This window comes from Pseudomonas sp. MYb60 (genome assembly GCF_002979555.1).
Lineage (GTDB): Bacteria > Pseudomonadota > Gammaproteobacteria > Pseudomonadales > Pseudomonadaceae > Aquipseudomonas.
Genome location: NZ_PCOZ01000010.1, coordinates 33,389 through 55,693 on the forward strand (window position 1 = coordinate 33,389; position 22,305 = coordinate 55,693).

The 22,305-nt window shown below is 60.5% G+C and carries 19 protein-coding genes and 2 tRNA genes; 10 read left to right on the forward strand and 11 right to left on the reverse strand.

Translation table 11 applies throughout. From position 1 onward, the window contains the following. Positions 1 to 8: 8 nt before the first annotated feature. The 4 genes from CQ041_RS17785 to CQ041_RS17800 all read left to right on the forward strand — a co-directional run bounded on the left by CQ041_RS17785 (position 9) and on the right by CQ041_RS17800 (position 6,415). Positions 9 to 1,073, forward strand: coding sequence for an imelysin family protein (locus CQ041_RS17785; protein ID WP_105523818.1), 1,065 nt, complete (start codon positions 9 to 11; stop codon positions 1,071 to 1,073). A 2-nt stretch (positions 1,074 to 1,075) separates the two neighbouring features. Beyond that, positions 1,076 to 2,173, forward strand: a complete 1,098-nt coding sequence (locus tag CQ041_RS17790; RefSeq protein ID WP_105523906.1) for a DUF1513 domain-containing protein — start codon at positions 1,076 to 1,078, stop codon at positions 2,171 to 2,173. An 82-nt stretch (positions 2,174 to 2,255) separates the two neighbouring features. Next, positions 2,256 to 3,386: an efflux RND transporter periplasmic adaptor subunit gene (locus tag CQ041_RS17795; RefSeq protein ID WP_105523819.1), complete on the forward strand. Its 1,131-nt coding sequence runs from the start codon at positions 2,256 to 2,258 to the stop codon at positions 3,384 to 3,386. A 2-nt stretch (positions 3,387 to 3,388) separates the two neighbouring features. After that, positions 3,389 to 6,415, forward strand: a complete 3,027-nt coding sequence (locus tag CQ041_RS17800) for a multidrug efflux RND transporter permease subunit (RefSeq protein ID WP_105523820.1) — start codon at positions 3,389 to 3,391, stop codon at positions 6,413 to 6,415. A 102-nt stretch (positions 6,416 to 6,517) separates the two neighbouring features. Here CQ041_RS17800 and CQ041_RS17805 read toward each other — a convergent pair whose 3' ends face one another. The 10 genes from CQ041_RS17805 to CQ041_RS17855 all read right to left on the reverse strand — a co-directional run bounded on the left by CQ041_RS17805 (position 6,518) and on the right by CQ041_RS17855 (position 15,472). Next, the gene (locus tag CQ041_RS17805) at positions 6,518 to 6,745 is read right to left on the reverse strand and encodes a hypothetical protein (RefSeq protein WP_105523821.1); all 228 of its coding nucleotides are present in this window, start codon (positions 6,743 to 6,745) and stop codon (positions 6,518 to 6,520) included. Beyond that, positions 6,742 to 7,461 (reverse strand): lipopolysaccharide kinase InaA family protein, encoded by a 720-nt coding sequence (locus CQ041_RS17810; RefSeq protein WP_105523822.1) that lies wholly within the window; start codon positions 7,459 to 7,461, stop codon positions 6,742 to 6,744. The genes CQ041_RS17805 and CQ041_RS17810 overlap by 4 nt, the downstream gene beginning before the upstream one ends. Before the next feature lie 4 nt (positions 7,462 to 7,465). After that, positions 7,466 to 8,146: a class I SAM-dependent methyltransferase gene (locus CQ041_RS17815; RefSeq protein WP_105523823.1), complete on the reverse strand. Its 681-nt coding sequence runs from the start codon at positions 8,144 to 8,146 to the stop codon at positions 7,466 to 7,468. Between the two features lie 186 nt (positions 8,147 to 8,332). Then, entirely contained in the window at positions 8,333 to 9,607 is a 1,275-nt protein-coding gene (locus CQ041_RS17820; protein WP_105523824.1) for a HAMP domain-containing sensor histidine kinase, read from the reverse strand. Further along, entirely contained in the window at positions 9,597 to 10,280 is a 684-nt protein-coding gene (gene colR, locus CQ041_RS17825; protein ID WP_049711697.1) for a two-component system response regulator ColR, read from the reverse strand. Before colR ends, CQ041_RS17820 begins: the two co-directional genes overlap by 11 nt. A 563-nt stretch (positions 10,281 to 10,843) precedes the next feature. After that, entirely contained in the window at positions 10,844 to 12,490 is a 1,647-nt protein-coding gene (gene groL, locus CQ041_RS17835) for a chaperonin GroEL (RefSeq protein ID WP_105523826.1), read from the reverse strand. Positions 12,491 to 12,540: 50 nt separating this feature from the next. Beyond that, complete coding sequence (gene groES, locus CQ041_RS17840; protein ID WP_071496483.1) at positions 12,541 to 12,837, reverse strand: co-chaperone GroES; 297 nt, start codon at positions 12,835 to 12,837, stop codon at positions 12,541 to 12,543. Positions 12,838 to 13,084: 247 nt separating this feature from the next. Beyond that, positions 13,085 to 13,561 carry an FxsA family protein gene (locus CQ041_RS17845; RefSeq protein ID WP_105523827.1) on the reverse strand — a complete coding sequence of 159 codons (477 nt, stop codon included), beginning with the start codon at positions 13,559 to 13,561 and terminating at the stop codon, positions 13,085 to 13,087. Between the two features lie 66 nt (positions 13,562 to 13,627). Then, positions 13,628 to 14,359, reverse strand: coding sequence for a HugZ family protein (locus CQ041_RS17850; RefSeq protein WP_105523828.1), 732 nt, complete (start codon positions 14,357 to 14,359; stop codon positions 13,628 to 13,630). A 105-nt stretch (positions 14,360 to 14,464) separates the two neighbouring features. After that, entirely contained in the window at positions 14,465 to 15,472 is a 1,008-nt protein-coding gene (locus CQ041_RS17855; protein WP_105523829.1) for a DUF481 domain-containing protein, read from the reverse strand. Between the two features lie 154 nt (positions 15,473 to 15,626). Between CQ041_RS17855 and CQ041_RS17860 the strand changes: the two genes are divergently transcribed. From CQ041_RS17860 to CQ041_RS17880, 4 genes are all read left to right on the forward strand, one after another. After that, the gene (locus tag CQ041_RS17860; protein WP_105523830.1) at positions 15,627 to 15,989 is read left to right on the forward strand and encodes an MGMT family protein; all 363 of its coding nucleotides are present in this window, start codon (positions 15,627 to 15,629) and stop codon (positions 15,987 to 15,989) included. A gap of 43 nt (positions 15,990 to 16,032) precedes the next feature. Then, positions 16,033 to 17,565, forward strand: a complete 1,533-nt coding sequence (locus CQ041_RS17865; protein ID WP_105523831.1) for an AmpG family muropeptide MFS transporter — start codon at positions 16,033 to 16,035, stop codon at positions 17,563 to 17,565. A gap of 211 nt (positions 17,566 to 17,776) precedes the next feature. Further along, positions 17,777 to 19,492, forward strand: a complete 1,716-nt coding sequence (locus tag CQ041_RS17875) for a proline--tRNA ligase (protein WP_105523833.1) — start codon at positions 17,777 to 17,779, stop codon at positions 19,490 to 19,492. A gap of 20 nt (positions 19,493 to 19,512) precedes the next feature. Beyond that, the gene (locus CQ041_RS17880) at positions 19,513 to 20,466 is read left to right on the forward strand and encodes a hypothetical protein (RefSeq protein WP_105523834.1); all 954 of its coding nucleotides are present in this window, start codon (positions 19,513 to 19,515) and stop codon (positions 20,464 to 20,466) included. A 68-nt stretch (positions 20,467 to 20,534) separates the two neighbouring features. Here the strand turns inward: CQ041_RS17880 and dinB are convergent, their stop codons facing one another. Then, positions 20,535 to 21,593, reverse strand: coding sequence for a DNA polymerase IV (dinB, locus tag CQ041_RS17885; RefSeq protein WP_105523835.1), 1,059 nt, complete (start codon positions 21,591 to 21,593; stop codon positions 20,535 to 20,537). Positions 21,594 to 21,872: 279 nt separating this feature from the next. On the opposite strand from dinB, the gene CQ041_RS17890 reads away from it, so the two are divergent. Together CQ041_RS17890 and CQ041_RS17895 are read left to right on the forward strand one after the other, a co-directional pair. Beyond that, a tRNA-Met gene (locus CQ041_RS17890) sits at positions 21,873 to 21,949 on the forward strand. A 198-nt stretch (positions 21,950 to 22,147) separates the two neighbouring features. Next, positions 22,148 to 22,224: transfer RNA gene (locus CQ041_RS17895), tRNA-Met, on the forward strand. The last annotated feature ends 81 nt before the right edge of the window (positions 22,225 to 22,305 follow it).

Below are 22,305 nucleotides of genomic sequence, written 5' to 3' on the forward strand. Positions count from 1 at the left end.
AGCTCGACATGTTCCGTCCCAAGTTGTTGTTCACCAGCCTGGCCGCCCTCGCCCTGGGCGCCTGCTCACCGCAAGACCCGCAGGCCGTGACCTCGGCGGCTATCGCCAAACAGGTGATCCTGCCGACCTACAGCCGTTGGGTCGAAGCTGACCGTCAACTCGCCGTGAGTGCGCTGGCCTACTGCCAGGGCAAGGAAAGCCTGGACACCGCGCGCGCCGACTTCCTCCACGCGCAAAAGGCCTGGGCGGAACTGCAACCGCTGCTGATCGGCCCGCTGGCCGAGGGCAACCGTTCGTGGCAGGTGCAGTTCTGGCCGGACAAGAAGAACCTGGTTGGCCGTCAGGTTGAACAGCTGGTGACCGCCCAGCCGCAGATCGACAGCGCCGCACTGGCCAAGTCGAGCGTGGTGGTGCAAGGCCTGTCCGCCTACGAATACATCCTTTACGACGCCAAGACCGACATCGCCGACGACGCGCAAAAAGCCCGTTATTGCCCGCTGCTGGTCGCCATTGGCGACCGCCAGAAGGCCCTGGCCGAAGAGATCCTGGCGAGCTGGAACAGCACCGACGGCATGCTCGCGCAGATGACCAAGTTTCCGAACCAGCGCTACGCTGATTCCCACGAAGCCATCGCCGATCTCCTGCGCGTCCAGGTGACCGCTCTGGACACCTTGAAGAAGAAGCTTGGCACGCCAATGGGCCGCCAGACCAAGGGCATCCCGCAGCCGTTCCAGGCCGATGCCTGGCGCAGCCAATCGTCGCTGCAAAGCCTCGAAGCCAGCCTCGCCGCCGCGCAGACCGTGTGGGTCGGCGTCGACAACAAAGGCCTGCGCGGCCTGCTGCCGTCCGATCAGAAGCCGTTGGCCGACAAGATCGACGCCGCCTATGCCGCGTCCCTGAAACTGTTTGCCAGCAACCAGCGCAGCCTCAACGATCTGTTGAGCGACGACGCCGGGCGCCAGCAGCTCAACGATATCTACGACAGCCTCAACGTCGTCCACCGCCTGCATGAAGGCGAGCTGGCCAAGGCGCTGGGCATCCAACTGGGCTTTAACGCCAACGACGGTGACTGATGATGCTCAGGCGACAGGCTTTGGCGGTTGGCAGCGTACTGCTCAGCGCCCTCACCTTGGGTGGCTGGACGCTGTTCAAAAGTAAAGACAAGGGCCCGATGCTGCTGTCGGCGCGCGATGATGCCGACGGCAAGCACTATGCCGTGGGCTTTCGCCTGGACGGCAAGCAGGTGTTTGCCACCCAGGTCGGCCAGCGTTGCCACGACATCATCAACCACCCGACGCTACCGATTGCGCTGTTTGTCGCCCGACGCCCGGGCACCGAAAGTTACCTGATCGACCTGCGTGATGGCACGCTGTTGCAAACCATCAGCGCCAAGGCCAATCGCCACTTCTATGGCCACGCGGTTATCCACAAGAGCGGCGACTGGCTGTACGCCACCGAAAACGACACGTCCGACCCCGGCCGTGGCCTGCTCGGTGTGTATAAGTTCGAAGGCGAACGGTTGGTGCATACCGGTGAGATGCCTACCCACGGCATCGGTCCGCACCAGGTGTCGTGGATGCCCGACGGCGAAACCCTGGTGGTCGCCAACGGCGGTATTCGCACCGAGGCGGAAAGCCGCGTGGAGATGAACCTCAACGCCATGGAGCCGAGCCTGGTGCTGATGCAGCGCGACGGCACGCTGATCAGCAAGGAAACCCTCGGGCAGCCGATGAACAGCGTGCGCCACATGGGGATCGCCAGCGATGGCACCGTCCTCACCGGGCAGCAGTTCATGGGGCCGTCCCAGGAGCGTTCCGAATTGCTCGCGATCAAGCGGCCGGGGCAGCCTTTCGTGGCGTTCCCGGTGGCCGACGCGCAGCTGCAGGCCATGGGGCATTACACCGCCAGTGTCGCCGTGCACAGCGAATTGCGCCTGGTGGCGCTGACCGCTCCGCGGGGCAATCGCTTTTTTATCTGGGACATGGACAGTGGCGAGTTGCGTCTTGACGGGCCTCTACCCGACTGTGCGGGTGTCGGCGCGGTCGAGGATGGGTTTGTCGTGACGTCCGGCCAGGGCCGCTGCCGATTCTACGATTGCCGTCAAAAACAGTTGGTAGCCACGCCGTTGGAGCTGCCCGCAGGCCTCTGGGATAACCACCTGCACCTGATCTGATCCGCACTACACTCTGTAGGAGCGAGCCTGCCCGCTCCTACACTAAAAATCGTCTGTCCCAGTTTTTCCAAGGAACCGGAATATGCTGCGTCGTCGCATGCTGATCATGTTGGGTGTCGTCCTGTTGATCATCCTGGTGCTGGGGGGCTACAAAGCCTTTTCCATCTATCAGCAGATCCAGGGCTTCTCCAAACCCAAACCGCCGGTGAGTGTAGCCGTCGCGACTGCGGCCGAGCAGCTGTGGCAGCAGCGCCTGCCGTCGGTGGGTACGCTCAAGGCCTTGCAGGGGGTCAACCTGAGCCTTGAGGTGGCCGGCACCGTCAAGGATGTGCAGTTCGAGTCCGGGCAGAAGGTCAAGGTCGGGCAGCCCTTGGTACAACTCGACAGCGCCGTCGAAACTGCCCTGCTGGAAACCGCCCAGGCCGACTTGGGGCTGGCCCAACTGGACTACGGACGCGGCAGCCAACTGGTGGGCAGCCAGGCGATCTCCAAGGGCGAGTTCGACCGTCTCTCGGCACAGTTGCAAAAGAACAAGGCGACGGTCAACCAGCTCAAGGCATCGCTGGCCAAGAAGCACATCGTCGCGCCGTTCAGCGGCACCATTGGCATTCGCCAGGTGGACGTCGGCGATTACCTCGCCAGTGGCACGGTGATCGCCACGTTGCAGGACCTGAGCAGCCTCTACGTGGACTTCTATATTCCCGAGCATTCGGTGCCCAAGATCGCACTCGGCCAGAGTGTGCAGGTGCAAGCGTCGGCCTGGCCCGGCGAGTCATTCCCCGGCCGCATCAGTGCGATCAACCCCAAGGTGGAGGACACCACGCGCAACGTGCTGGTGCGCGCGACCCTGGCCAACCCCGACAACAAGCTGCTGCCCGGCATGTTCACCAGCCTCGACGTGCTGCTACCCAACCCGACCGCGCACATCGTGGTGCCTGAAAGTGCGATCACCTACACCCTCTACGGCAATTCCGTGTACGCCGTGGCCGAGAAAAAAGCCGAAAACGGCGAGCTGGAAAAAGACGCCGACGGCCAGCCGGTACTGATCGCCGAGCGCCGTTTTGTCGAAACGGGTGACCGCCGAGGCGGCCTGGTGCTCGTGAGCAAGGGCCTCAAGGCCGGCGAGCAGGTGGTCAGCGGCGGCCAGCTCAAGCTGGACAACGGCACGCCCATTGCGCCCAGCCCGGACAAAAACCTGCCGGCAGGGCACTGAGCATGAAGTTCACAGACGCCTTTATCCGTCGGCCGGTGCTGGCCATGGTGGTCAGCCTGTTGATCGTGTTACTGGGCTTCCAGGCCTACAGCAAGTTGCCGCTGCGCCAGTACCCGAGCATGGAAAACGCCTTGATTACCGTGACCACCGCCTACCCCGGTGCCAACGCCGAGACTATCCAGGGCTACATCACCCAACCCTTGCAGCAAAGCCTGGCGAGCGCCGAGGGTATCGACTACATGACCTCGGTGAGTCGCCAGAACTTCTCGGTGATCTCGATCTACGCGCGTATCGGCGCCAACAGCGACCGCCTGTTCACCGAGTTGCTGGCCAAGGCCAACGAGGTGAAGAACAAACTGCCTCAGGACGCCGAAGACCCGGTGTTGAGCAAAGAGGCGGCGGACGCCTCGGCGCTGATGTACATCAGCTTCTCCAGCCAGCAATTGAGCAACCCGCAGATTACCGACTACCTGTCGCGGGTGATCCAGCCCAAGCTCGCCACCCTGCCGGGGATGGCCGAGGCGGAAATCCTCGGCAACCAGGTGTTTGCCATGCGCATCTGGCTCGACCCGGTAAAGCTGGCAGGCTTTGGCCTCAGCGCCAGCGACATCACCGATGCGGTGCGCCGCTACAACTTTCTCTCCGCCGCCGGTGAGGTGAAAGGCGAGTTCGTGGTCACCAGCATCAACGCCAACACCGACCTCAAGTCCGCCGACGCCTTTGGCGCCATCGCGGTAAAAACCGACGGTGACAGCCGCGTACTGCTGCGGGATGTGGCGCGGGTGGAAATGGGCGCGGAAAACTACAACGCCATCAGTTCGTTCGGCGGCACGCCATCGGTGTACATCGGCATCAAGGCCACGCCCAGCGCCAACCCGTTGGACGTGATCAAGGAAGTGCGCAAGATCATGCCGGAGCTGGAATCCCAGCTGCCGCCCAACCTCCAGGCGGAAATTGCCTACGACGCCACGCTGTTTATCCAGGCGTCCATCAACGAGGTGGTCAAGACCCTGTTCGAAGCCGTGCTGATCGTGATCGTGGTGGTGTTCCTGTTCCTCGGCGCCCTGCGTTCGGTGGTGATTCCGGTGATCACCATCCCGCTGTCGATGATTGGCGTGCTGTTTTTCATGCAACTGATGGGCTACTCGATCAACCTGCTGACCCTGTTGGCGATGGTGCTGGCCATCGGTTTGGTGGTGGACGATGCGATTGTGGTGGTGGAGAACATCCACCGGCATATCGAGGAAGGCAAGACGCCACTGGACGCGGCGCTGGAAGGCGCGCGGGAAATCGCCCTGCCGGTAGTGTCGATGACCATCACCCTGGCGGCGGTGTATGCGCCCATCGGGTTCCTGGAAGGGCTCACGGGTGCACTGTTCAAGGAGTTCGCGCTGACCCTGGCCGGGGCGGTGATCATTTCCGGTGTGGTGGCCCTGACCCTGTCGCCGATGATGTGCGCGCTGCTGTTGCGGCACGACGAAAACCCGTCCGGCCTGGCCCATCGCCTCGACCGCATTTTCGACAGCCTCAAGCGTCGTTACCAGAGCCTGTTGCACGGGACCCTCAACACGCGGCCCGTCGTGATCGTGTTTGCCCTGATCGTGCTGTGCCTGATCCCGGTGTTTCTCAAGTTCACCCAGTCGCAACTGGCGCCGGATGAAGACCAGGGCATTATCTTCATGATCGCCAGCGCGCCGCAGCCCACCAACCTGGAATACCTCAATACCTACACCGACGAGTTCATCAAGATCTTCAAGGAGTTTCCGGAGTACTACTCCTCGTTCCAGATCAATGGGTTCAATGGCGTGCAATCGGGCATCGGCGGTTTCCTGCTCAAACCGTGGAACGAGCGTGAGCGCACCCAGATGCAGATCCTGCCCGAGGTGCAACGGCGCCTGGAACAGATTCCCGGCCTGCAGGTGTTCGGCTTCAACCTGCCGTCCCTGCCGGGCACGGGCGAAGGCTTGCCGTTCGGCTTTGTGATCAACACTGCCAACGACTATGAGTCGCTGCTGGAGGTGGCCAACCGCGTGAAAAAACGCGCGATGGAATCCGGCAAGTTCGCCTTCGTCGATATCGACCTGGCGTTCGACAAACCCGAAGTGGTGGTAGACATCGACCGCGCCAAGGCGGCGCAAATGGGCGTGTCGATGCAGGACCTCGGCGGCACCCTGGCGACCCTGCTGGCCGAGGCGGAGATCAACCGGTTTACCCTCGACGGGCGCAGCTACAAGGTGATCGCCCAGGTCGAGCGCGCCTACCGCGACAACCCCGACTGGCTGAACAACTACTACGTGAAAAACGCCCAGGGCCAATTGCTGCCGCTGTCGACCCTGATCACCCTCACCGACCGCGCCCGGCCACGGCAATTGAACCAGTTCCAGCAGCTCAACTCCGCGCTGATCTCGGGCTTCCCGATTGTCAGCATGGGTGAGGCAATCGACACCGTGCGCCAGATTGCCGTCGAGGAAACGCCACCGGGTTATGCGTTCGACTACAGCGGCGAGTCTCGGCAATTGGTCCAGGAGGGTTCCGCGCTGTGGGTCACTTTTGGCCTGGCGCTGGCAATCATTTTCCTGGTGCTGGCCGCGCAGTTCGAAAGCTTCCGTGACCCGTTGGTGATCCTGGTGACGGTGCCGCTGTCGATCTGCGGCGCGCTGATTCCGTTGTTCCTGGGTTGGTCGAGCATGAACATCTATACCCAGGTCGGGCTGGTGACCTTGATCGGTCTGATCAGCAAGCACGGGATCCTGATCGTGGAGTTCGCCAACCATCTGCGCCAGGACAAAGGCCTGACACCCCGCCAGGCGGTGGAAGAAGCGGCGGCGATACGCCTGCGGCCTGTGCTGATGACCACGGCGGCCATGGTGTTTGGCATGGTGCCGCTGATTCTCGCGACGGGGGCCGGGGCCGTGAGCCGGTTTGATATCGGCATGGTGATTGCGACGGGGATGTCGATTGGCACGCTGTTCACGCTGTTTGTATTGCCGTGCGTGTACACGCTGTTGGCCAAGCCCGACAAACCCTGAAAAGCCCGCTTTCCACCCTTGAACTCAACTCAACGGTGGATCGACGAACGCAAAAAAAAGGGCCTCGCATCGCAAGGCCCTTTTTCGGGGGGTTGAATCGTTTCAACTTTGAGGCCTCATCCCTTGAGACATGCCGAACATGAACAGCAACAACTCATGGTCGGGCTTGACCGCCGCGCTCGTCTTGGCGACACGCGGCAACAGGCATCGCCCGGCACCGTCCACCGCACTGAGCACCTGTGTGCGAGGTTGTTCCCAAGCGGCCAGGGCCAAGGCTGCAATGCCCAACGCCCCCGCCAGGAACACACCTCGTGCTATTTCTAGCTTCATCTGGTTAAACCCTTGATAGCGCTGCCAAACGCCGTCTCGTAAAAGTAGCTGAGTTTTGTCCAGTCAGTGCTGTTCCACGACGAATGGCGACGCAGTTGCTGCATGTCGTGGGATGCCGCCCGAGTGGCGGTCAGCCGTTGTCGACATTTTTCGAAGTCCAGCAGCGCCACGTCCACGTTCGCCGAGTCGCCCTCGCCCGTCACCCGCACGAAGACATGCTTGGCATACAGGCAACCGTGCTGCCAGCGCCCCTTGTGCATGCGCGCCAGGGTGCCAGCCAATTCCTTGAGGACGCGATCGTGGACCACTTCGCCGAAACGTTCACGACCGCCGGCCGCGTACCATTTTTCAATTTCTTCGAAGCCTTCCAGCGCAGCCGTCACCAACAAGGCTTCCCAACGGTGCTCAGCGCCACGGCGCGCCTCGCAGAACACCATCTCCGGCACGCCGACATCCAACAGGCGCAGGCCCTTGATGGCATCGCGTTCGCGCAACACGGTTGGGCGACCGAACGGGTGCAGCCAACTGCGGTAGATGTGGCCAATCTGGCGCTTGCTGTACAGCAGGCGGCCATTGGCGCTGGTCACGCGCTGCACGCCGCTTTCGCCACCACGGCGAACGTTGGGTTCCTCGACCCACTCGCCCTGCTGACGCCAGAAATAATCAAACCGATCTTCGGGAGCTACGTGACTGCCAACTACGCACTCAACTGCCATCCTGTTACCTCTTGCGCAATACATACACTCGCCACATGGCGTAGAGCGGTATGAAGTCCAGAGACTCCTGGACTCGGAAACCAGCCTCTTCGAATTCTGCTTCAACAGTAGCGGCCGGTAACACAAACCGATTTTGGTAACCGTCCTGCTCACTTTTATTACGACGCTTCCCTTCGAGACGCTTGCGCTTCCAGGCTTTGAAATTGCCATCCACCCACAGCGACAGAATCACACTGTCGCGCGTAACACGCTGAAACTCCCGCAATATCGACAAGCGGTGCGCGGGGTCACCAATGTGGTGCAACAAGCGCATGCAGAAAATGCTGTCCACCGAGTTATCCGGCAGATCGATGTCAAAGGCGGATGTCTGCAAAGGCCGTACCCGTTTCACCACATCGGCGGGCTGGGCCAGGGTTGCGACCTTCAACATCGAGGCCGAATTATCGGCACCGATGATCACACGGTTGGGTTTTTCGGCCAGCAATGGCCAGAAACGCCCGGCACCGCACGGCAGGTCCAGCACCAGGCCGGGCTCGCCCGCCATCGCCAGCGCACCGCGCGCCAACTGCTCGTCGCGCTTGTGAGACAGCCGACGGGCGAGTTTGTCCTGATGCTTGAGCAAATATTCGTGGGCGTGCTGATCGTCGTACTTTTCGGAAAATTCGAGCTTGATCGGGGTAGACATCAACGGATCTCCAGTTGCTGATGCCTACACCTTATTCAGCGTCCTGTGATCAACAGGTCAACTGGTTGTGAAAAACTCGTCCTGTCCAATTCCATACATTTCAAGACTTTACAGACACAACCAGTAGCATGGGGCCATCTTCGCCGAAAGACGGGGATGTCTGGCAGGATAACGGCAAGATCCAGGTCAGGCCTGGCTCAATTCGACATGAAAACGGCAGCCGTGGGGCTCCATGGTACTGAGGCTGACACTCCAACCCTGGTTTTCACAGATCCGCTGCACCAGCGACAAACCCAGCCCAAGACCGTCACCGCGCTTCTCACTGCCGCGCACAAAGGGCTCGAACATGGCTTCGCGCTTGTCTTCAGGAATACCCACGCCGCTGTCTTCCACGACGAAACCGCTGGGTTCCAGGGTCAACCGGATGAAGCCCTGTTCGGTGTAGTGAAGGGCGTTGCGCAGCAGGTTGCCCATCACCGCGTGCAGGAAGATGCTGTTGTAGCGCAGGTCCAACGGGCTGCCCGGCTGGTAAAGCAGCTCCAGGCCTTTGAGTTCGATCGGCGCGCGCCAGATACCGAGCAGATCGTCAGCCGCTTGGGTGAGCGTCACCTGCGGCGACATGGTGCCATCGTCGTGTTCGGCACGCGCCAGCATCAGGAAGGTCTGCACCAGTTCGCGCATCTCCTCACAGGCGCGGGCAATGCGCTGCACCTGATTGCGTCCGCGCTGGTCGATGGCTGGGTTTTCCAGCAGCAGTTCACAGGAACTGGCCAGCACCATCAACGGCGTGCGCAATTCGTGGCTGACATCACTGGTAAACAGTTGCTCGCGCAACAAGGCCTGGCGCAGACGCCCCAGGGTGGCATCGAAGGCAACCGCCAACTCGCCCACTTCATCCGCGGCGTAGTCCGGCGCCAGGGGCGGTGCCAGGCCCAGCAACTGGTCACGGTGCCGAACTTGACGGGCCAGGCGCACCACGGGTGCCATTACCTTGCGGGCCAATACCCAACCCAGAAACACCGCCAACGCCAGGCTGAGCACGAACCCCACCAGCACCACGGCGAACAGCACACGCTCGCGCTCTTCGAAATCGCTTTGGTCTTGCAGCAGGACATAGCGCCGGCCGTCGATGACCTCGACCATGGCGTGGTACGACAGCGCCTCGCGGAACACCTCGTGAAAGCCCGGTTCAAGATGACGCAGGTCCTTGGGCAGCTCGAAATCCCCGGGCCCGCCGCTGAAATAGAACAACTGGTCAGGCTCCGGACGGTGTCGCCAGTCCTCGACACTGTCCATCAACAGCAGGCGTTGCAGGTCGCCGCCCAGGCCCGCCGAAATCAACTTCTCCTCCACCAGGTGCACAGTCGCGACAATGCCCATCGCGAAGGCCCCCGCGACCAGCGCACTCATCAACGCAAAGGCGATGATGATCCGCTGGGCAAGGCTTTGCTTAAACTCCATCTCGACCCTCGGCCAGACGATAACCCACGCCATGCACCGTTTGCAGCAGCGGCTTGGCGAATGGTTTGTCGATCACCTGGCGCAGTTGGTGAACGTGGCTGCGCAGGCTGTCGCTGTCCGGGCAGTCGTCGCCCCACAGGGCTTCTTCGAGAATTTCGCGACGCAGTACGTGGGGGCTTTTTTGCATCAACACGGCCAGCAGCTTGAGGCCGACCGGGTTGAGCTTGAGCAGGCGCCCTTCACGGGTGACTTCGAGGGTGTCGAGGTCGTAGCTCAAGTCGGCGACTTGCAGGGTGCGGCGACCACCGCCCTGCGCCCGGCGCAACACGGCTTCGATACGGGCGGCCAGTTCCGACAGCGCGAACGGCTTGAGCAGGTAGTCATCAGCGCCGGACTTGAAGCCTTGCAGCCGGTCATCCAGTTGATCGCGGGCGGTGAGCATGATCACCGGCGTGTCGCGGCGAGCATCCTCACGCAGGCGTTTGCACAGGGTGTAGCCATCTATGCCCGGAAGCATGATGTCGAGCACGATCAAGTCGTAATGCTCGGTGGCCGCTAGGTGCAAACCCGACAAGCCGTCCTGCGCACAATCCACGGTATAGCCCTTGAGCCCCAGGTAATCGGCCAGGTTGGCCAGAATATCGCGGTTGTCTTCAACCAATAAAATTCGCATGGGCGGTGTCTCCGTACGCAATAACGGCCGTGTTGGCTCGCGCAGCTTAAGGCCAAGTGTGGCTCAGGGATAGAGCTGACAGGGGTGTCGATACAGGTTTTCAACCGATATTTCGGTTGAACGAGATTTTCACTATGAGTTCACGGATTGGTGACGGGGTTGGGGGGATAATTGACGGTTGGTAGATGCAGCGCCAGTGCGATATAGGCATTTGTTGCGCTCGACTTGTGGCGAGGGAGCTTGCTCCCGTGGCGGCCTGACAGGTCCCAAGTTTGATGGGTTGAAACCAATCAATATTACAGCGGGTCACTTTCGGAAGAGCGCCAAAAGTAACCAAAAACGCTTCGCCCCACCACTCGGTGCCTCGCCTAGGCTCGGCATGCCCTCTCTCCGGCCAGCGTGGTTAACGGGGCACCTTAGATCAAGATCGAAAGCCAAATCAAAAGCCAGAGCCAGAGCTTGGTGGTTGTTGGGGGGCAGTCGCGTTCGAGATCATCACCCAATAAAAAGCCCCGCCTGCATCACTGCAGGCGGGGCTTTTTCAGAGCGCGGGTAAGGCTGGCTTACATCATGCCGCCCATGCCACCCATGCCGCCCATGTCTGGCATACCGCCACCGCCAGCGCCTTCAGCCTTTGGCTTGTCAGCGATTGCAGCTTCGGTGGTCAGGATCAGGCCACCGATGGAGGCTGCGGCTTGCAGCGCGGAACGGGTTACCTTGGTAGGGTCCAGGATGCCCATTTCGATCATGTCGCCGTAGACGCCAGTCGCAGCGTTGTAACCGTAGTTACCTTTGCCGTTCTTGACTTCGTTGACCACAACGCTTGGCTCGTCGCCGGAGTTGGCAGCGATCTGGCGCAGTGGCGCTTCAACAGCGCGACGCAGTACGGCAATACCGACGTTCTGGTCAGCGTTGTCGCCGGTCAGGCCGGTCAGGGCTTCCAGAGCACGGATCAGCGCAACGCCACCGCCAGGTACCACGCCTTCTTCAACGGCTGCACGGGTTGCGTGCAGGGCGTCTTCAACGCGGGCTTTCTTCTCTTTCATTTCAACTTCGGAACCCGCGCCAACCTTGATCACTGCAACGCCGCCGGACAGCTTGGCCAGACGCTCTTGCAGTTTTTCACGGTCGTAATCGGACGAAGTTTCGGCAACCTGGGCGCGGATCTGAGTGATGCGAGCCTGGATATCCTGCTCAACGCCAGCACCGTCAACGATGATGGTGTTTTCTTTGGAGATGGTCACGCGCTTGGCACTGCCCAGGTTTTCCAGGGTAGCGCTTTCCAGGCTCAGGCCGATCTCTTCGGAGATAACGGTACCGCCGGTCAGAACGGCGATGTCCTGCAGCATGGCCTTGCGACGGTCGCCGAAGCCTGGAGCCTTGACGGCTGCGACTTTAACGATGCCACGCATGTTGTTCACAACCAGCGTCGCCAGGGCTTCGCCTTCAACGTCTTCGGAAACGATCAGCAGTGGGCGGCCGGCTTTGGCAACGGCTTCCAGTACTGGCAGCATTTCGCGGATGTTGGAGATCTTTTTGTCAACCAGCAGGATCAGCGGGCTGTCCAGCTCGGCAACCATGGTTTCTGGCTTGTTGACGAAGTACGGGGACAGGTAGCCACGGTCGAACTGCATGCCTTCAACAACCGACAGTTCGTTTTCCAGGCCAGTGCCTTCTTCAACGGTGATCACGCCTTCTTTGCCGACTTTTTCCATGGCTTCGGCAATGATGTCGCCGATGGAGCTGTCGGAGTTGGCGGAGATGGTGCCTACCTGAGCGATTGCCTTGGTGTCAGCGCATGGCTTGGACAGGTTTTTCAGCTCGGCTACAACAGCGATGGTCGCCTTGTCGATGCCGCGCTTGAGGTCCATCGGGTTCATGCCGGCAGCGACGGCTTTGTAGCCCTCGTTGACGATGGCCTGAGCCAGAACGGTAGCGGTGGTGGTGCCGTCGCCTGCGTCATCGTTGGCACGGGAGGCAACGTCTTTGACCAGCTGCGCGCCCATGTTTTCGAAACGGTCTTCCAGTTCGATTTCTTTTGCTACAGAAACGCCGTCCTTGGTGATGGTCGGAGCGCCGAAGCTCTTCTCGATGATCACGTTACGGCCTTTCGGGCCCAGGGTCGCTTTTACTGCGTCAGCCAGGACGTTGACACCGGTGAGCATTTTCTTGCGGGCGGAATCGCCGAATTTAACTTCTTTAGCAGCCATGATCGATAATCCTTAAATACTTTGGAGTAACGGGAAAATGAGCGGGGAAATTACGCTTCCAGTACGGCGAGAATCTCATTCTCAGCCATGACCAGCAGGTCTTCGCCGTCGATTTTCACAGTGTTGCTGCCGGAGTAAGGGCCGAATACAACCTTGTCACCGACTTTAACGGCCAGAGCACGCACTTCACCGTTTTCCAGGGTTTTGCCTGGGCCAGCAGCGACGATCACACCGTGGTTGGCTTTCTCGGCAGCCGAACCTGGCAGAACGATCCCGCCGGCGGTTTTCTTTTCTTCTTCGCTGCGACGGATTACGACGCGGTCGTGCAGAGGACGAAGCTTGCTCATTGTCGATCTCTCCTAATTGTGTTTGTCATCGGCCGGTGTCAGTACCGGCGGGTTGTATTCCGGCTGTGCCGGTCGCGCCTGCCCAGGCAGAACGCTGAAGTCTGTCCGGTGTCGCCACCAGAAACCTTGCGGTGACCGTTACATAAGGGCGCATAAGCTTATTACAAGGGGGCTCGTCGGAAATTTTTTGCAGTGACCGACGGGTAAAAGCAACACGGCACCCGAAGGTGCCGTGCCAATGAAGCGCTTACTTGCTGTCGCGGTGTTCGAACTCGCCTTCGATCACATCGCCTTCACGATCCAGCGCCTGGCGCGGAGCCGGGCCGCCGCGGGGTTGCAGGTCGTCGGCGAATGCACGCTGGCGAATCGCAGCCTCTTCGGCACGCTGGCGCATCTTGCCCGCCAGCAATTTGCGGGTGAACGGCAGCAGCAGGATCAGGCCGACCACATCGCTGACGAAACCCGGCAGGATCAACAAGCCGCCCGCCAGGGCCATCATCAAGCCTTCAAGCATGGTCTGGGCGGGCAGTTCGCCACGGTTCAGGCTTTCACGGGCACGCAGCGCCGTGGCCAGGCCGGCGACGCGCAGCACCAGGACGCCGAGCATCGAGCCGAGAATGATCAGCAACAGGGCCGGGAAAAACCCGATCGCACCGCTGACTTGAACGAATACGAACAGCTCCAGCACCGGAAACAGCAAAAAGAGCAATAAAAAAGGGCGCATCAAATGGTTCCTCAACGCAAGAATGCCTTGCCAGTCCACCTTAGATGACGTCGCCATTGTGTGAATTCAAGCATTGACCGCTGTTTTTTTCGGCCAGACTTCGGCATGGGCCAATGAAACCAGGGCTTCGCGTACTTGTGTCGGCGTATTGCAAGGCTCGGCAAAGGGCAACCAGTGCAATGATTGGCCGATCCGCAGGTGCATGCCTTCACTGTCGATGCCGACCAGTTGCGCAGGCTCGACGCTGGGCAAGCCGGCCAGTGCGACGTAATGGGCGATGGCCTTGGCGTGGTCGCTGTTCATGTGTTCGACCATGCTCAGTTCGGCCTTGCCGGCAAAGGGATTGACGAGGGTCAACTGGTCGACCCAGTGGATCGCACCGAACCCGCCGATATAACGATGGCGTACCGGCGTGAGGACCCAGAAGTCGAAGTCGTGGGCCTTGTGATAATTGGCTGAATCGGGGAAATAGCGGTAATAACGCTCAGCGGCAGCTTCAATCGCGGCGCCGTCAGCGAGTTTTTCGGCTTCGGCCAGGTAGGTCAGGCGGCCGACAGCCTGTACGTCATCCGCTTCACGCTCACCCACCAGCAGCGAACACTTGGGATCTTTCTGCAAATTATGGGTGTGCTGGGCAATGCGACTGATAAGGATCAGCGGGCGGCCCTGCTCGTCCAGGCAGTAGGGCACCACCGAACCGAATGGAAAGCCGGGCATGGCCTTGGACTGTGTGGAGAGAGCTCCACGGTATTCCTTGAGCAATAGCTCGCGGGCGTTCTTGGCAACCTGTGCGCTCACGTATGACTCCTCGGGTATTCAGCCGCCCATGGTTTATGGGAATGGATCTCAACGCAAGGTAATCAATATCGGCACAGGTTGCCAGGCAGCGTTTGTACGAACCCGTTACCAGGCCACGCCGAAGCCGGCGGTGTAGCGCGTCTTGCTCAGGTTGCTGTCTTCATCGCCACTGATGATGTCGCGCTCGGCCTTGAGGTTGAGGGACGCCCATTCAGTGACTTTGTAGCGCAGGCCCACTTCCGCATCCAGGGAGTAATCCACCGGCCCGTCGATTGGCCGGCCCAGTTCACCGTTGGTGAAGAACTCCACGGTCTTGCCCACCAGGTAGCGGTTGTAGTTCCACTTCATGGCCACAGAGTAGAAGTTGTCCTTGCCGCCCTCGGCGTATTCGTAGTCGGTGCGGTTGACCAGCGAGCCCAGGGAGAACGCGCCCAATTCATCGTCCCAGAACTGGTAGCCCGGGCCGGTACCGACGGTGCGTTGGCGGGCCAGGTCTTCAACCTTGTCGCGCTTGTAGGTCAAGCGACCCTGCCAGAACCAGTGCTCGGTGAGGAAGCGGTCCAGGTCATATTCCAGCGCCCAGTTGTCGGTGGTAGTGACGTCGTCCTGGACCTCGCGGTTGTACTCGCCCTGCCCGGTGTGACGCCATTTGCCATGGCGTGCGGTGGTCTTGAAATCGACGTCGTAGTCGTTGGTGTCGTTCTCGGCCTGCTTGTAATCCAGCGCCAGGTCGACATTACCTTTCCACACCAGGTCCTCGATCACAGGCTTGGGCTTGATGATCTGCTGGATGCTCGCCAATTCCACGGTCTTGGGTGCCTCGCCGTTGGCCAGCACCACTTTGCCGTCCTCCGCCGCCTTCAGGGACTTGGCCTTCTCGCCGGTGTAGGCATCCTGCTTGACCAACAATTCCTGGTCGCTTTCCAGGGTTTTGACCTGCTTCCAGTCCACCGGGATCGCACCGCCGTAATCGGTCTGGATCAGCAACTTGCCACCGTCGAAGACCTTGATCTTGCCAGTCAGGCGGTCACCGTTCTTCAACCAGACGGTATCGGCCAGCAAGGGCGTTGAGGCGCTGAAAACAGCGAGGCACAGCAGGGTTCTGGACAACATAAGCGGATTCAGGGCTCGGGTTTGGCGAAAAAAAGGGCATTATCGTGTTGGACAACGTCTTAGCAAGGACTGACTCAGGGATTGGGGTTGAGTTCCCCGTCGCCGTTCATGTTTACAGACGTTTCTTACAAAAATACCGACGTTCTCAACGGATATGCCCACAGTGAATCAACCTCCGGACACGCCGCAAAGCCCAGCCGAAATGCGCCGCACAGCGCTGTACCTGACCCTCGCGCAAATTCCCGCAGGCTGCGTGGTCAGCTACGGCGAGCTGGCACGGCTGGCCGGCCTGGGGCGTGCGGCGCGCTGGGTGGGCCGCACGCTGAGCCAACTGCCGGAGGGCAGCAAATTGCCCTGGCACCGCGTGCTGGGTGCCGGTGGTCGGATAAGTCTGCCCGCGGGCTCGGCCTCGGGCGATGAGCAACGGGCACGCCTGCGGGAAGAAGGCGTCACTGTCCGCAACAATCGCGTGGATATTCAGCGCCATGGCTGGCGCCCGGTAGAGCACAGCGGTTAGAGTGCGCGCTTTGTTTCCGCAAATCTGAGGCAGACTCCAGCCCATGCCCCGTAAAACCTGGCGCGCCGCGCTCGCTGCCTATGCCAGCCCCTCGACGTTGGTCCTGTTGTTGCTCGGCTTTGCCGCCGGCTTGCCTTACATGTTGGTGTTCTCAACCCTTTCGGTATGGTTGCGTGAGGCCGGTGTGGCCCGCGAGACCATCGGCTATGCGAGCCTGATCGGCCTGGCGTATGCCTTCAAATGGGTGTGGTCGCCGCTGCTCGATCAATGGCGCCTGCCCCTGCTGGGCAAGCTGGGACGACGTCGCTCGTGGCTGGTACTGGCCCAATCGCTGGTGATCCTCGGATTGATCGGCATGGGCTTCTGCGATCCGCAAAAACATTTGTCCTGGCTGATCGCCATTGCCGTGATCGTGGCTTTCGCCTCTGCCACCCAGGACATCGCGGTCGACGCCTATCGCCTGGAAATCGCCGACGACACTCGCCAGGCCGCGCTGGCCGCCAGCTACATGTCCGGTTATCGCATCGCCGCCCTGCTGGCCACGGCCGGTGCCTTGTTCTTTGCCGAGGGCTTTGGCTCCACCGGTTTCAACTACCAGCACTCGGCGTGGCTTGGCACCTATGCGCTGTTCGGCGTGCTGATGATCCCGGCGCTGCTGACCACCTTGTTCATGCGTGAGCCCAATGTGCCGCTGCGCACCCAATTGCAGGCCGGGCGTTACAGCTTCGTGCACCAGTTGGTGTCGGTGTTCGTGCTGATCGTGTTGCTGGTGTCCGTGCCGGCCATGTTCACCCAACTGTTCAACACCGATTTCGAAAGTGTGCTGTTCCACGGCGTGAGCCTGTGGGATCTGCTGATGGACGACCGCGCCTTCCTGCGTGCCCTTCTCTATATCACCCTGACCGCTTTGTGCCTCTCAGCCATGGGCCGCCGTGGTCTGGCGCCGGTGCTCACGCCGGTCAACGACTTCATCCTGCGGTACCGCTGGCAAGCACTGCTGCTGTTAGGGCTGATCGCCACCTATCGCATGTCCGATACCGTGATGGGCGTGATGGCCAACGTGTTCTACATCGACCAGGGGTTCACCAAGGACCAGATCGCCGGGGTCAGCAAGGTCTTCGGCCTGATCATGACCCTGGTGGGCGCCGGTATGGGCGGCCTGTTGATCGTGCGGTTCGGCATCCTGCCGATCCTGTTCATCGGCGGCATAGCCTCGGCCGGCACCAACCTGCTGTTCGTGGCGCTCGCCGACATGGGCCCGGATTTGCAGATGCTGATCTTCACCATCTCGCTGGATAACTTCAGTTCGGGCCTGGCGACATCGGCATTCGTGGCCTACCTGTCGAGCCTGACCAACCTCAAGTTTTCCGCCACCCAATATGCGCTGCTCAGCTCGATCATGCTGTTACTGCCACGGTTGATCGGCGGGTATTCGGGGGTGATGGTGGAGAAGTTCGGGTATCACAATTTCTTCCTGATCACCTGCATGCTGGGCGTGCCGACCCTGTTCCTGATTGCGCTGCACTGGTTCCAGGAGAACCGGCGGGCGCGGTTGAATCCACCGGTGGACGACTGACACACCTCGGTCCATGTGTGTGCTGGCTTGCCTGCGATAGCATCATCCTGATGCAACAGACACACCGCGCGGCTCCCATCGCAGGCAAGCCAGCGCCCACATAAGCCCGGTTCCGATAGAAACACCCCGCAACCTGATGCCTGTACTCCAGCGACAACCGCCCGTACAATCCAGAGTCATTTCAAGTCCAAGCAACCGACAACGGCCGACCATGCGTACCAGTCAATATTTGCTCGCCACACAGAAAGAAACGCCTTCCGACGCGGTTGTGATCAGCCATCAGCTGATGCTGCGCGCCGGCATGATCCGCAAACTGGCCTCCGGCCTGTACACCTGGCTGCCCATGGGCTTGAAGGTGATGCGCAAGGTCGAGGCCATCGTTCGCGAAGAGATGAACGCTGCCGGCTCTCTGGAAGTGTTGATGCCGAGCACCCAACCGGCCGAGCTGTGGCAGGAATCCGGACGCTGGGAAGAGTACGGCCCTGAGTTGCTGCGCTTCAAGGATCGTCATGGCCGCGATTTCTGCGCCGGCCCGACCCACGAAGAAGTCATCACCGACCTGATGCGCAACGAGCTGAGCAGCTATAAGCAACTGCCGCTCAACCTGTATCAGATCCAGACCAAGTTCCGTGACGAGATCCGCCCACGCTTCGGCTTGATGCGTGGCCGTGAATTCATCATGAAGGATGCCTATTCGTTCCACGCCGACCAGGCGTCGCTGCAGGTCACCTACGACCGCATGCACCAGGCCTACTGCAATGTGTTCACCCGCCTGGGCCTCAAATTCCGCCCGGTTGAAGCGGACAACGGCTCCATCGGCGGCGCCGGTTCCCACGAGTTCCACGTACTGGCCGAGTCCGGCGAAGACGATATCGTCTTCAGCAACGGCTCCGACTACGCGGCGAACATCGAGAAAGCCGAAGCCGTGCCACGGGAAACCTCGCGTCCGGCCGCGGCTGAAGAACTGCGCCTGGTGGACACCCCGGATACCAAGACCATCGCGGCCCTGGTGGAAAAATTCAATCTGCCGATTGAAAAGACCATCAAGACCCTGATCGTGCGCGCCGAAGAAGAAGGCAAGCTGATCGCCCTGGTGATCCGTGGCGACCACGAGCTCAATGAAATCAAGGCCGCCAACCAGCCTGGCGTCGCCAACCCGCTGGTAATGGCCACCGATGCCGAACTGCGCGACGCCATTGGTGCCGGCGCCGGTTCCCTCGGCCCGCTGAACCTGCCGCTGCCGATCATCATCGACCGCTCGGTCGAGCTGATGAGCGACTTCGGGATCGGTGCGAACATCGACGACAAGCATTACTTCGGCGTGAACTGGGAGCGTGACCTGCCGGTTCCGACCGTCGCCGACCTGCGTAATGTAGTCGCCGGTGACCCAAGCCCGGACGGCAAGGGCACCCTGGAAATCAAGCGCGGCATCGAAGTCGGTCACATCTTCCAGCTGGGCAACAAGTACAGCCAGGCGATGAACTGCAAAGTGCTGGGCGAGAACGGCAAGCCGGTCATCCTCGAAATGGGTTGCTACGGCATTGGCGTCTCCCGCGTGGTGGCCGCTGCCATCGAGCAGAACAACGATGCGAACGGCATCATCTGGAGCGACACCCTGGCGCCGTTCCAGATCGCCCTGGTACCGCTGCGTTATGAAACCGAGCAAGTACGCGAAGCCACCGACAAACTGTATGCCGAACTGACGGCTGCCGGTTTTGAAGTGCTGCTGGATGACCGGGACAAGAAAACCAGCCCGGGCATCAAGTTCGCCGACATGGAACTGATTGGCATCCCGCACCGGATCGTGGTCAGTGACCGCGGCCTCGCGGATGGCAACCTGGAATACAAGAGCCGGACCGAAGCCGAAGCCCAACCGTTGCCGGTGGCTGACGTGCTGTCTTTCCTTCAGGCGCGTATTCGTCGCTGAAAACCAGATCAAGAGAAGTCATGTTCAAGCGAAACACCAGAGCCCTGGGGGGCGCCGCCTTGTGCGGCGCCCTGCTGGTCAGCGGCTGCGCCAACCACATGTCGCAACGCAGCGAGCACGAGGAACGGGTCGAGCGCAAATTGCTCGATCACAGCTTGCAGATCGATGTGGGCGAACCCAAAGTGCTGGAACTGCCGCAACGCCGGGTACGGATTCACGAGCAAAAGACCTTTGAGGTCACCGAGTTCGAAGTCACCCGTCGTTACGACCGTTACACCCCCTACCAGCCCTGGCGCAAACTCTACGAGATGCCTTTGGGTGCCGTAGCCCTGGTGGCCGGCGCGGGCGCCAACGTGGTGAATATCTTCGCCCTTGGCAACCTGCCGACCAGCGTGACGCACGACTGGCTGATCTACGGCGTGGACGGTCTCAACCCGTTCATGAACGTGCAGTCCCATGGCCGTGCCCAGCAAAACCTGGCGGGCATCGACGAAGTCCAGCGCGACAAACGCACGGAATACTCGAGCCTGCCGTGGAGCGAGCGCCCGGTGCAGGTGACTGCTGGCAAACAGACCCATGAGTTGACCACTGACCGTAACGGCGTATTGCGCCTGAACCTGTTGGACAGCCCGTTTGCCGAGCAGGACCTGAACCGCGTCAGCACCTTGAAGATCAGCGTGCAGGATGGCCAGGACGACGTTCACTCGGACTCGACCCTGGCCGTCAGTGGCACCCTGCGCAACAAGTTGCTGGAGGCCCACGCCCTGATCTACGACGACCTGGAAGATGACGAGGTGAACCAGTGGGTGCACCGGGTCAAGCGCCTGTCGGAGCTGGGTCTGGAGGAAGAAGCCAGCGAGCTGGAACAAAGCCTCATCGAACTGACCCGCAATGATCCCGAGTTGCAGCAGGAATTCCTGCAGGCATTGACCAAGGATGCAGGGCGGCTCGTCGCAGACCCCGGCGCGCGCTGAGACCTCAAGCCTGCTGAAGATCTGAATGTGGGAGCGGGCAAGCCAGCTCCCACAGCCTTATCCGGTTTCTACCAGGAAAATTCGAGCTGTTCGTTGCCGTTGCTCAGGTCCAGCAAGCGCACCCCAATCCCCAACAACCGCACCGGCTTGCCGCCCCGGTTGAACGCCTGCGTCAGCAGTTGTTGATAACTTTCCAAATCCCGCCCTGCCCCCGCCTGCTCCAGGGTCGTCTGGGTAAAATCATGAAACTTCACCTTCACGAACGGCTTGCCCGCGCGGTAGCTACTGTCGATGCGCGCCATGCGCCCCGCCAGGGTTTGCATCAATTCGGGCAGTTTGGCCAGGCAACTTGAAAGGTCCGGCAGGTCCACATCGTAGGTATTTTCCACACTGATGGATTGGCGACGACTGTCGTTCTGCACGGCACGGTCATCGATCCCACGGGCCAGGCTCCAGAGTCGCTCGCCAAAACTACCGAACTCCCGCACCAGCGCCAGCTTGTTCCACTCCCGCAATTGCAGGCAGTCTTCAATACCCAGGCGCGCCAGCTTGTCGGCCGTGACCTTGCCCACGCCGTGCAACTTGCTCACCCGCAATTGGGATACAAAGTCTTCGATCTGGTCCGGAGTAATCACAAACAGCCCGTTGGGTTTCTTCCAGTCGCTGGCGATCTTGGCCAGGAACTTGTTCGGCGCTACCCCGGCCGACACGGTGATGTGCAACTGGTTGGAGACGCGGCGACGAATGTCCTGGGCGATGCGCGTGGCGCTGCCGCCAAAATGAGGGCTGTCGGACACATCCAGGTAGGCCTCATCCAATGACAGGGGCTCGATCAGGTCGGTGTAATCGCGAAAGATCGTCTGGATTTCCTTCGACGCTTCCTTATAAGCATCCATACGCGGCTTGACGATGGTCAGGTCCGGGCACAGCTTGAGTGCATGCCGCGATGACATGGCCGAACGCACGCCATAGGCCCGCGCCTCGTAGTTGCAGGTGGCGATCACGCCGCGCCGGTCCGCCGAGCCCCCTACCGCCAGCGGCTTTTGCGCCAGGCTCGGGTCATCGCGCATCTCGATGGCGGCGTAGAAGCAATCACAGTCGACGTGGATGATTTTGCGCTGCGTCATATAAACGGGGTGTGGATCAACGGATCGCCAGTATCGCATTCACCCCTGTATATAGCACCAGTAGTTTGAATCTTCCGTTTGAACGGTAGGAAAAGTCGGAGATGAATTTATTTTCTCAATCGAATTTGCCATCCCAATAGAGCTGAAAGCCTCGGCCTGACTGGCTCCGCGGGGTGTCGAACGCCCTGCGTGGAGCGCTAAGCGATTGAACCAGAAGCCCTTTTCCCGTAATCAGCGGTTGACACCCTGGCATTCCTCTGTAGAATGCCGACACACAGACGCGGGATGGAGCAGTCTGGTAGCTCGTCGGGCTCATAACCCGAAGGTCGTCGGTTCAAATCCGGCTCCCGCAACCAAACATCAAGAAAGGCTACTCGAAAGAGTGGCCTTTTTTGTGCGCGTCAGTTTTATCCCCCCACTGGCGGGTGCAAGCACGTTCGCGCCTGCAGGAATGCCGTTAACGCCTTGATTTCAGAATAATTCACAGTTATTTGACGCATTGTGACATTAACGGTTGACACCCCGCCGCTGGACTGTAGAATGCCGCCCACAGACGCGGGATGGAGCAGTCTGGTAGCTCGTCGGGCTCATAACCCGAAGGTCGTCGGTTCAAATCCGGCTCCCGCAACCAAACATCAAAAAAGGCTACTCGAAAGAGTGGCCTTTTTTGTATCTGTCGAAAAAGTTCTTCTGAAACAATGACATGGCATCT

Coding starts and splice junctions, on each gene's coding strand:
- CQ041_RS17785 (WP_105523818.1), top strand. CDS start 9: ATGTTCCGTCCCAAGTTGTTGTTCACCAGCCTGGCCGCCCTCGCCCTG.
- CQ041_RS17880 (WP_105523834.1), top strand. CDS start 19,513: ATGTTCAAGCGAAACACCAGAGCCCTGGGGGGCGCCGCCTTGTGCGGC.
- CQ041_RS17800 (WP_105523820.1), top strand. CDS start 3,389: ATGAAGTTCACAGACGCCTTTATCCGTCGGCCGGTGCTGGCCATGGTG.
- CQ041_RS17820 (WP_105523824.1), bottom strand. CDS start 9,607: ATGGAGTTTAAGCAAAGCCTTGCCCAGCGGATCATCATCGCCTTTGCG.
- groL (WP_105523826.1), bottom strand. CDS start 12,490: ATGGCTGCTAAAGAAGTTAAATTCGGCGATTCCGCCCGCAAGAAAATG.
- CQ041_RS17805 (WP_105523821.1), bottom strand. CDS start 6,745: ATGAAGCTAGAAATAGCACGAGGTGTGTTCCTGGCGGGGGCGTTGGGC.
- groES (WP_071496483.1), bottom strand. CDS start 12,837: ATGAGCAAGCTTCGTCCTCTGCACGACCGCGTCGTAATCCGTCGCAGC.
- CQ041_RS17860 (WP_105523830.1), top strand. CDS start 15,627: ATGCCCACAGTGAATCAACCTCCGGACACGCCGCAAAGCCCAGCCGAA.
- CQ041_RS17865 (WP_105523831.1), top strand. CDS start 16,033: ATGCCCCGTAAAACCTGGCGCGCCGCGCTCGCTGCCTATGCCAGCCCC.
- CQ041_RS17845 (WP_105523827.1), bottom strand. CDS start 13,561: ATGCGCCCTTTTTTATTGCTCTTTTTGCTGTTTCCGGTGCTGGAGCTG.
- dinB (WP_105523835.1), bottom strand. CDS start 21,593: ATGACGCAGCGCAAAATCATCCACGTCGACTGTGATTGCTTCTACGCC.
- CQ041_RS17855 (WP_105523829.1), bottom strand. CDS start 15,472: ATGTTGTCCAGAACCCTGCTGTGCCTCGCTGTTTTCAGCGCCTCAACG.
- CQ041_RS17875 (WP_105523833.1), top strand. CDS start 17,777: ATGCGTACCAGTCAATATTTGCTCGCCACACAGAAAGAAACGCCTTCC.
- colR (WP_049711697.1), bottom strand. CDS start 10,280: ATGCGAATTTTATTGGTTGAAGACAACCGCGATATTCTGGCCAACCTG.
- CQ041_RS17790 (WP_105523906.1), top strand. CDS start 1,076: ATGCTCAGGCGACAGGCTTTGGCGGTTGGCAGCGTACTGCTCAGCGCC.
- CQ041_RS17815 (WP_105523823.1), bottom strand. CDS start 8,146: ATGTCTACCCCGATCAAGCTCGAATTTTCCGAAAAGTACGACGATCAG.
- CQ041_RS17795 (WP_105523819.1), top strand. CDS start 2,256: ATGCTGCGTCGTCGCATGCTGATCATGTTGGGTGTCGTCCTGTTGATC.
- CQ041_RS17810 (WP_105523822.1), bottom strand. CDS start 7,461: ATGGCAGTTGAGTGCGTAGTTGGCAGTCACGTAGCTCCCGAAGATCGG.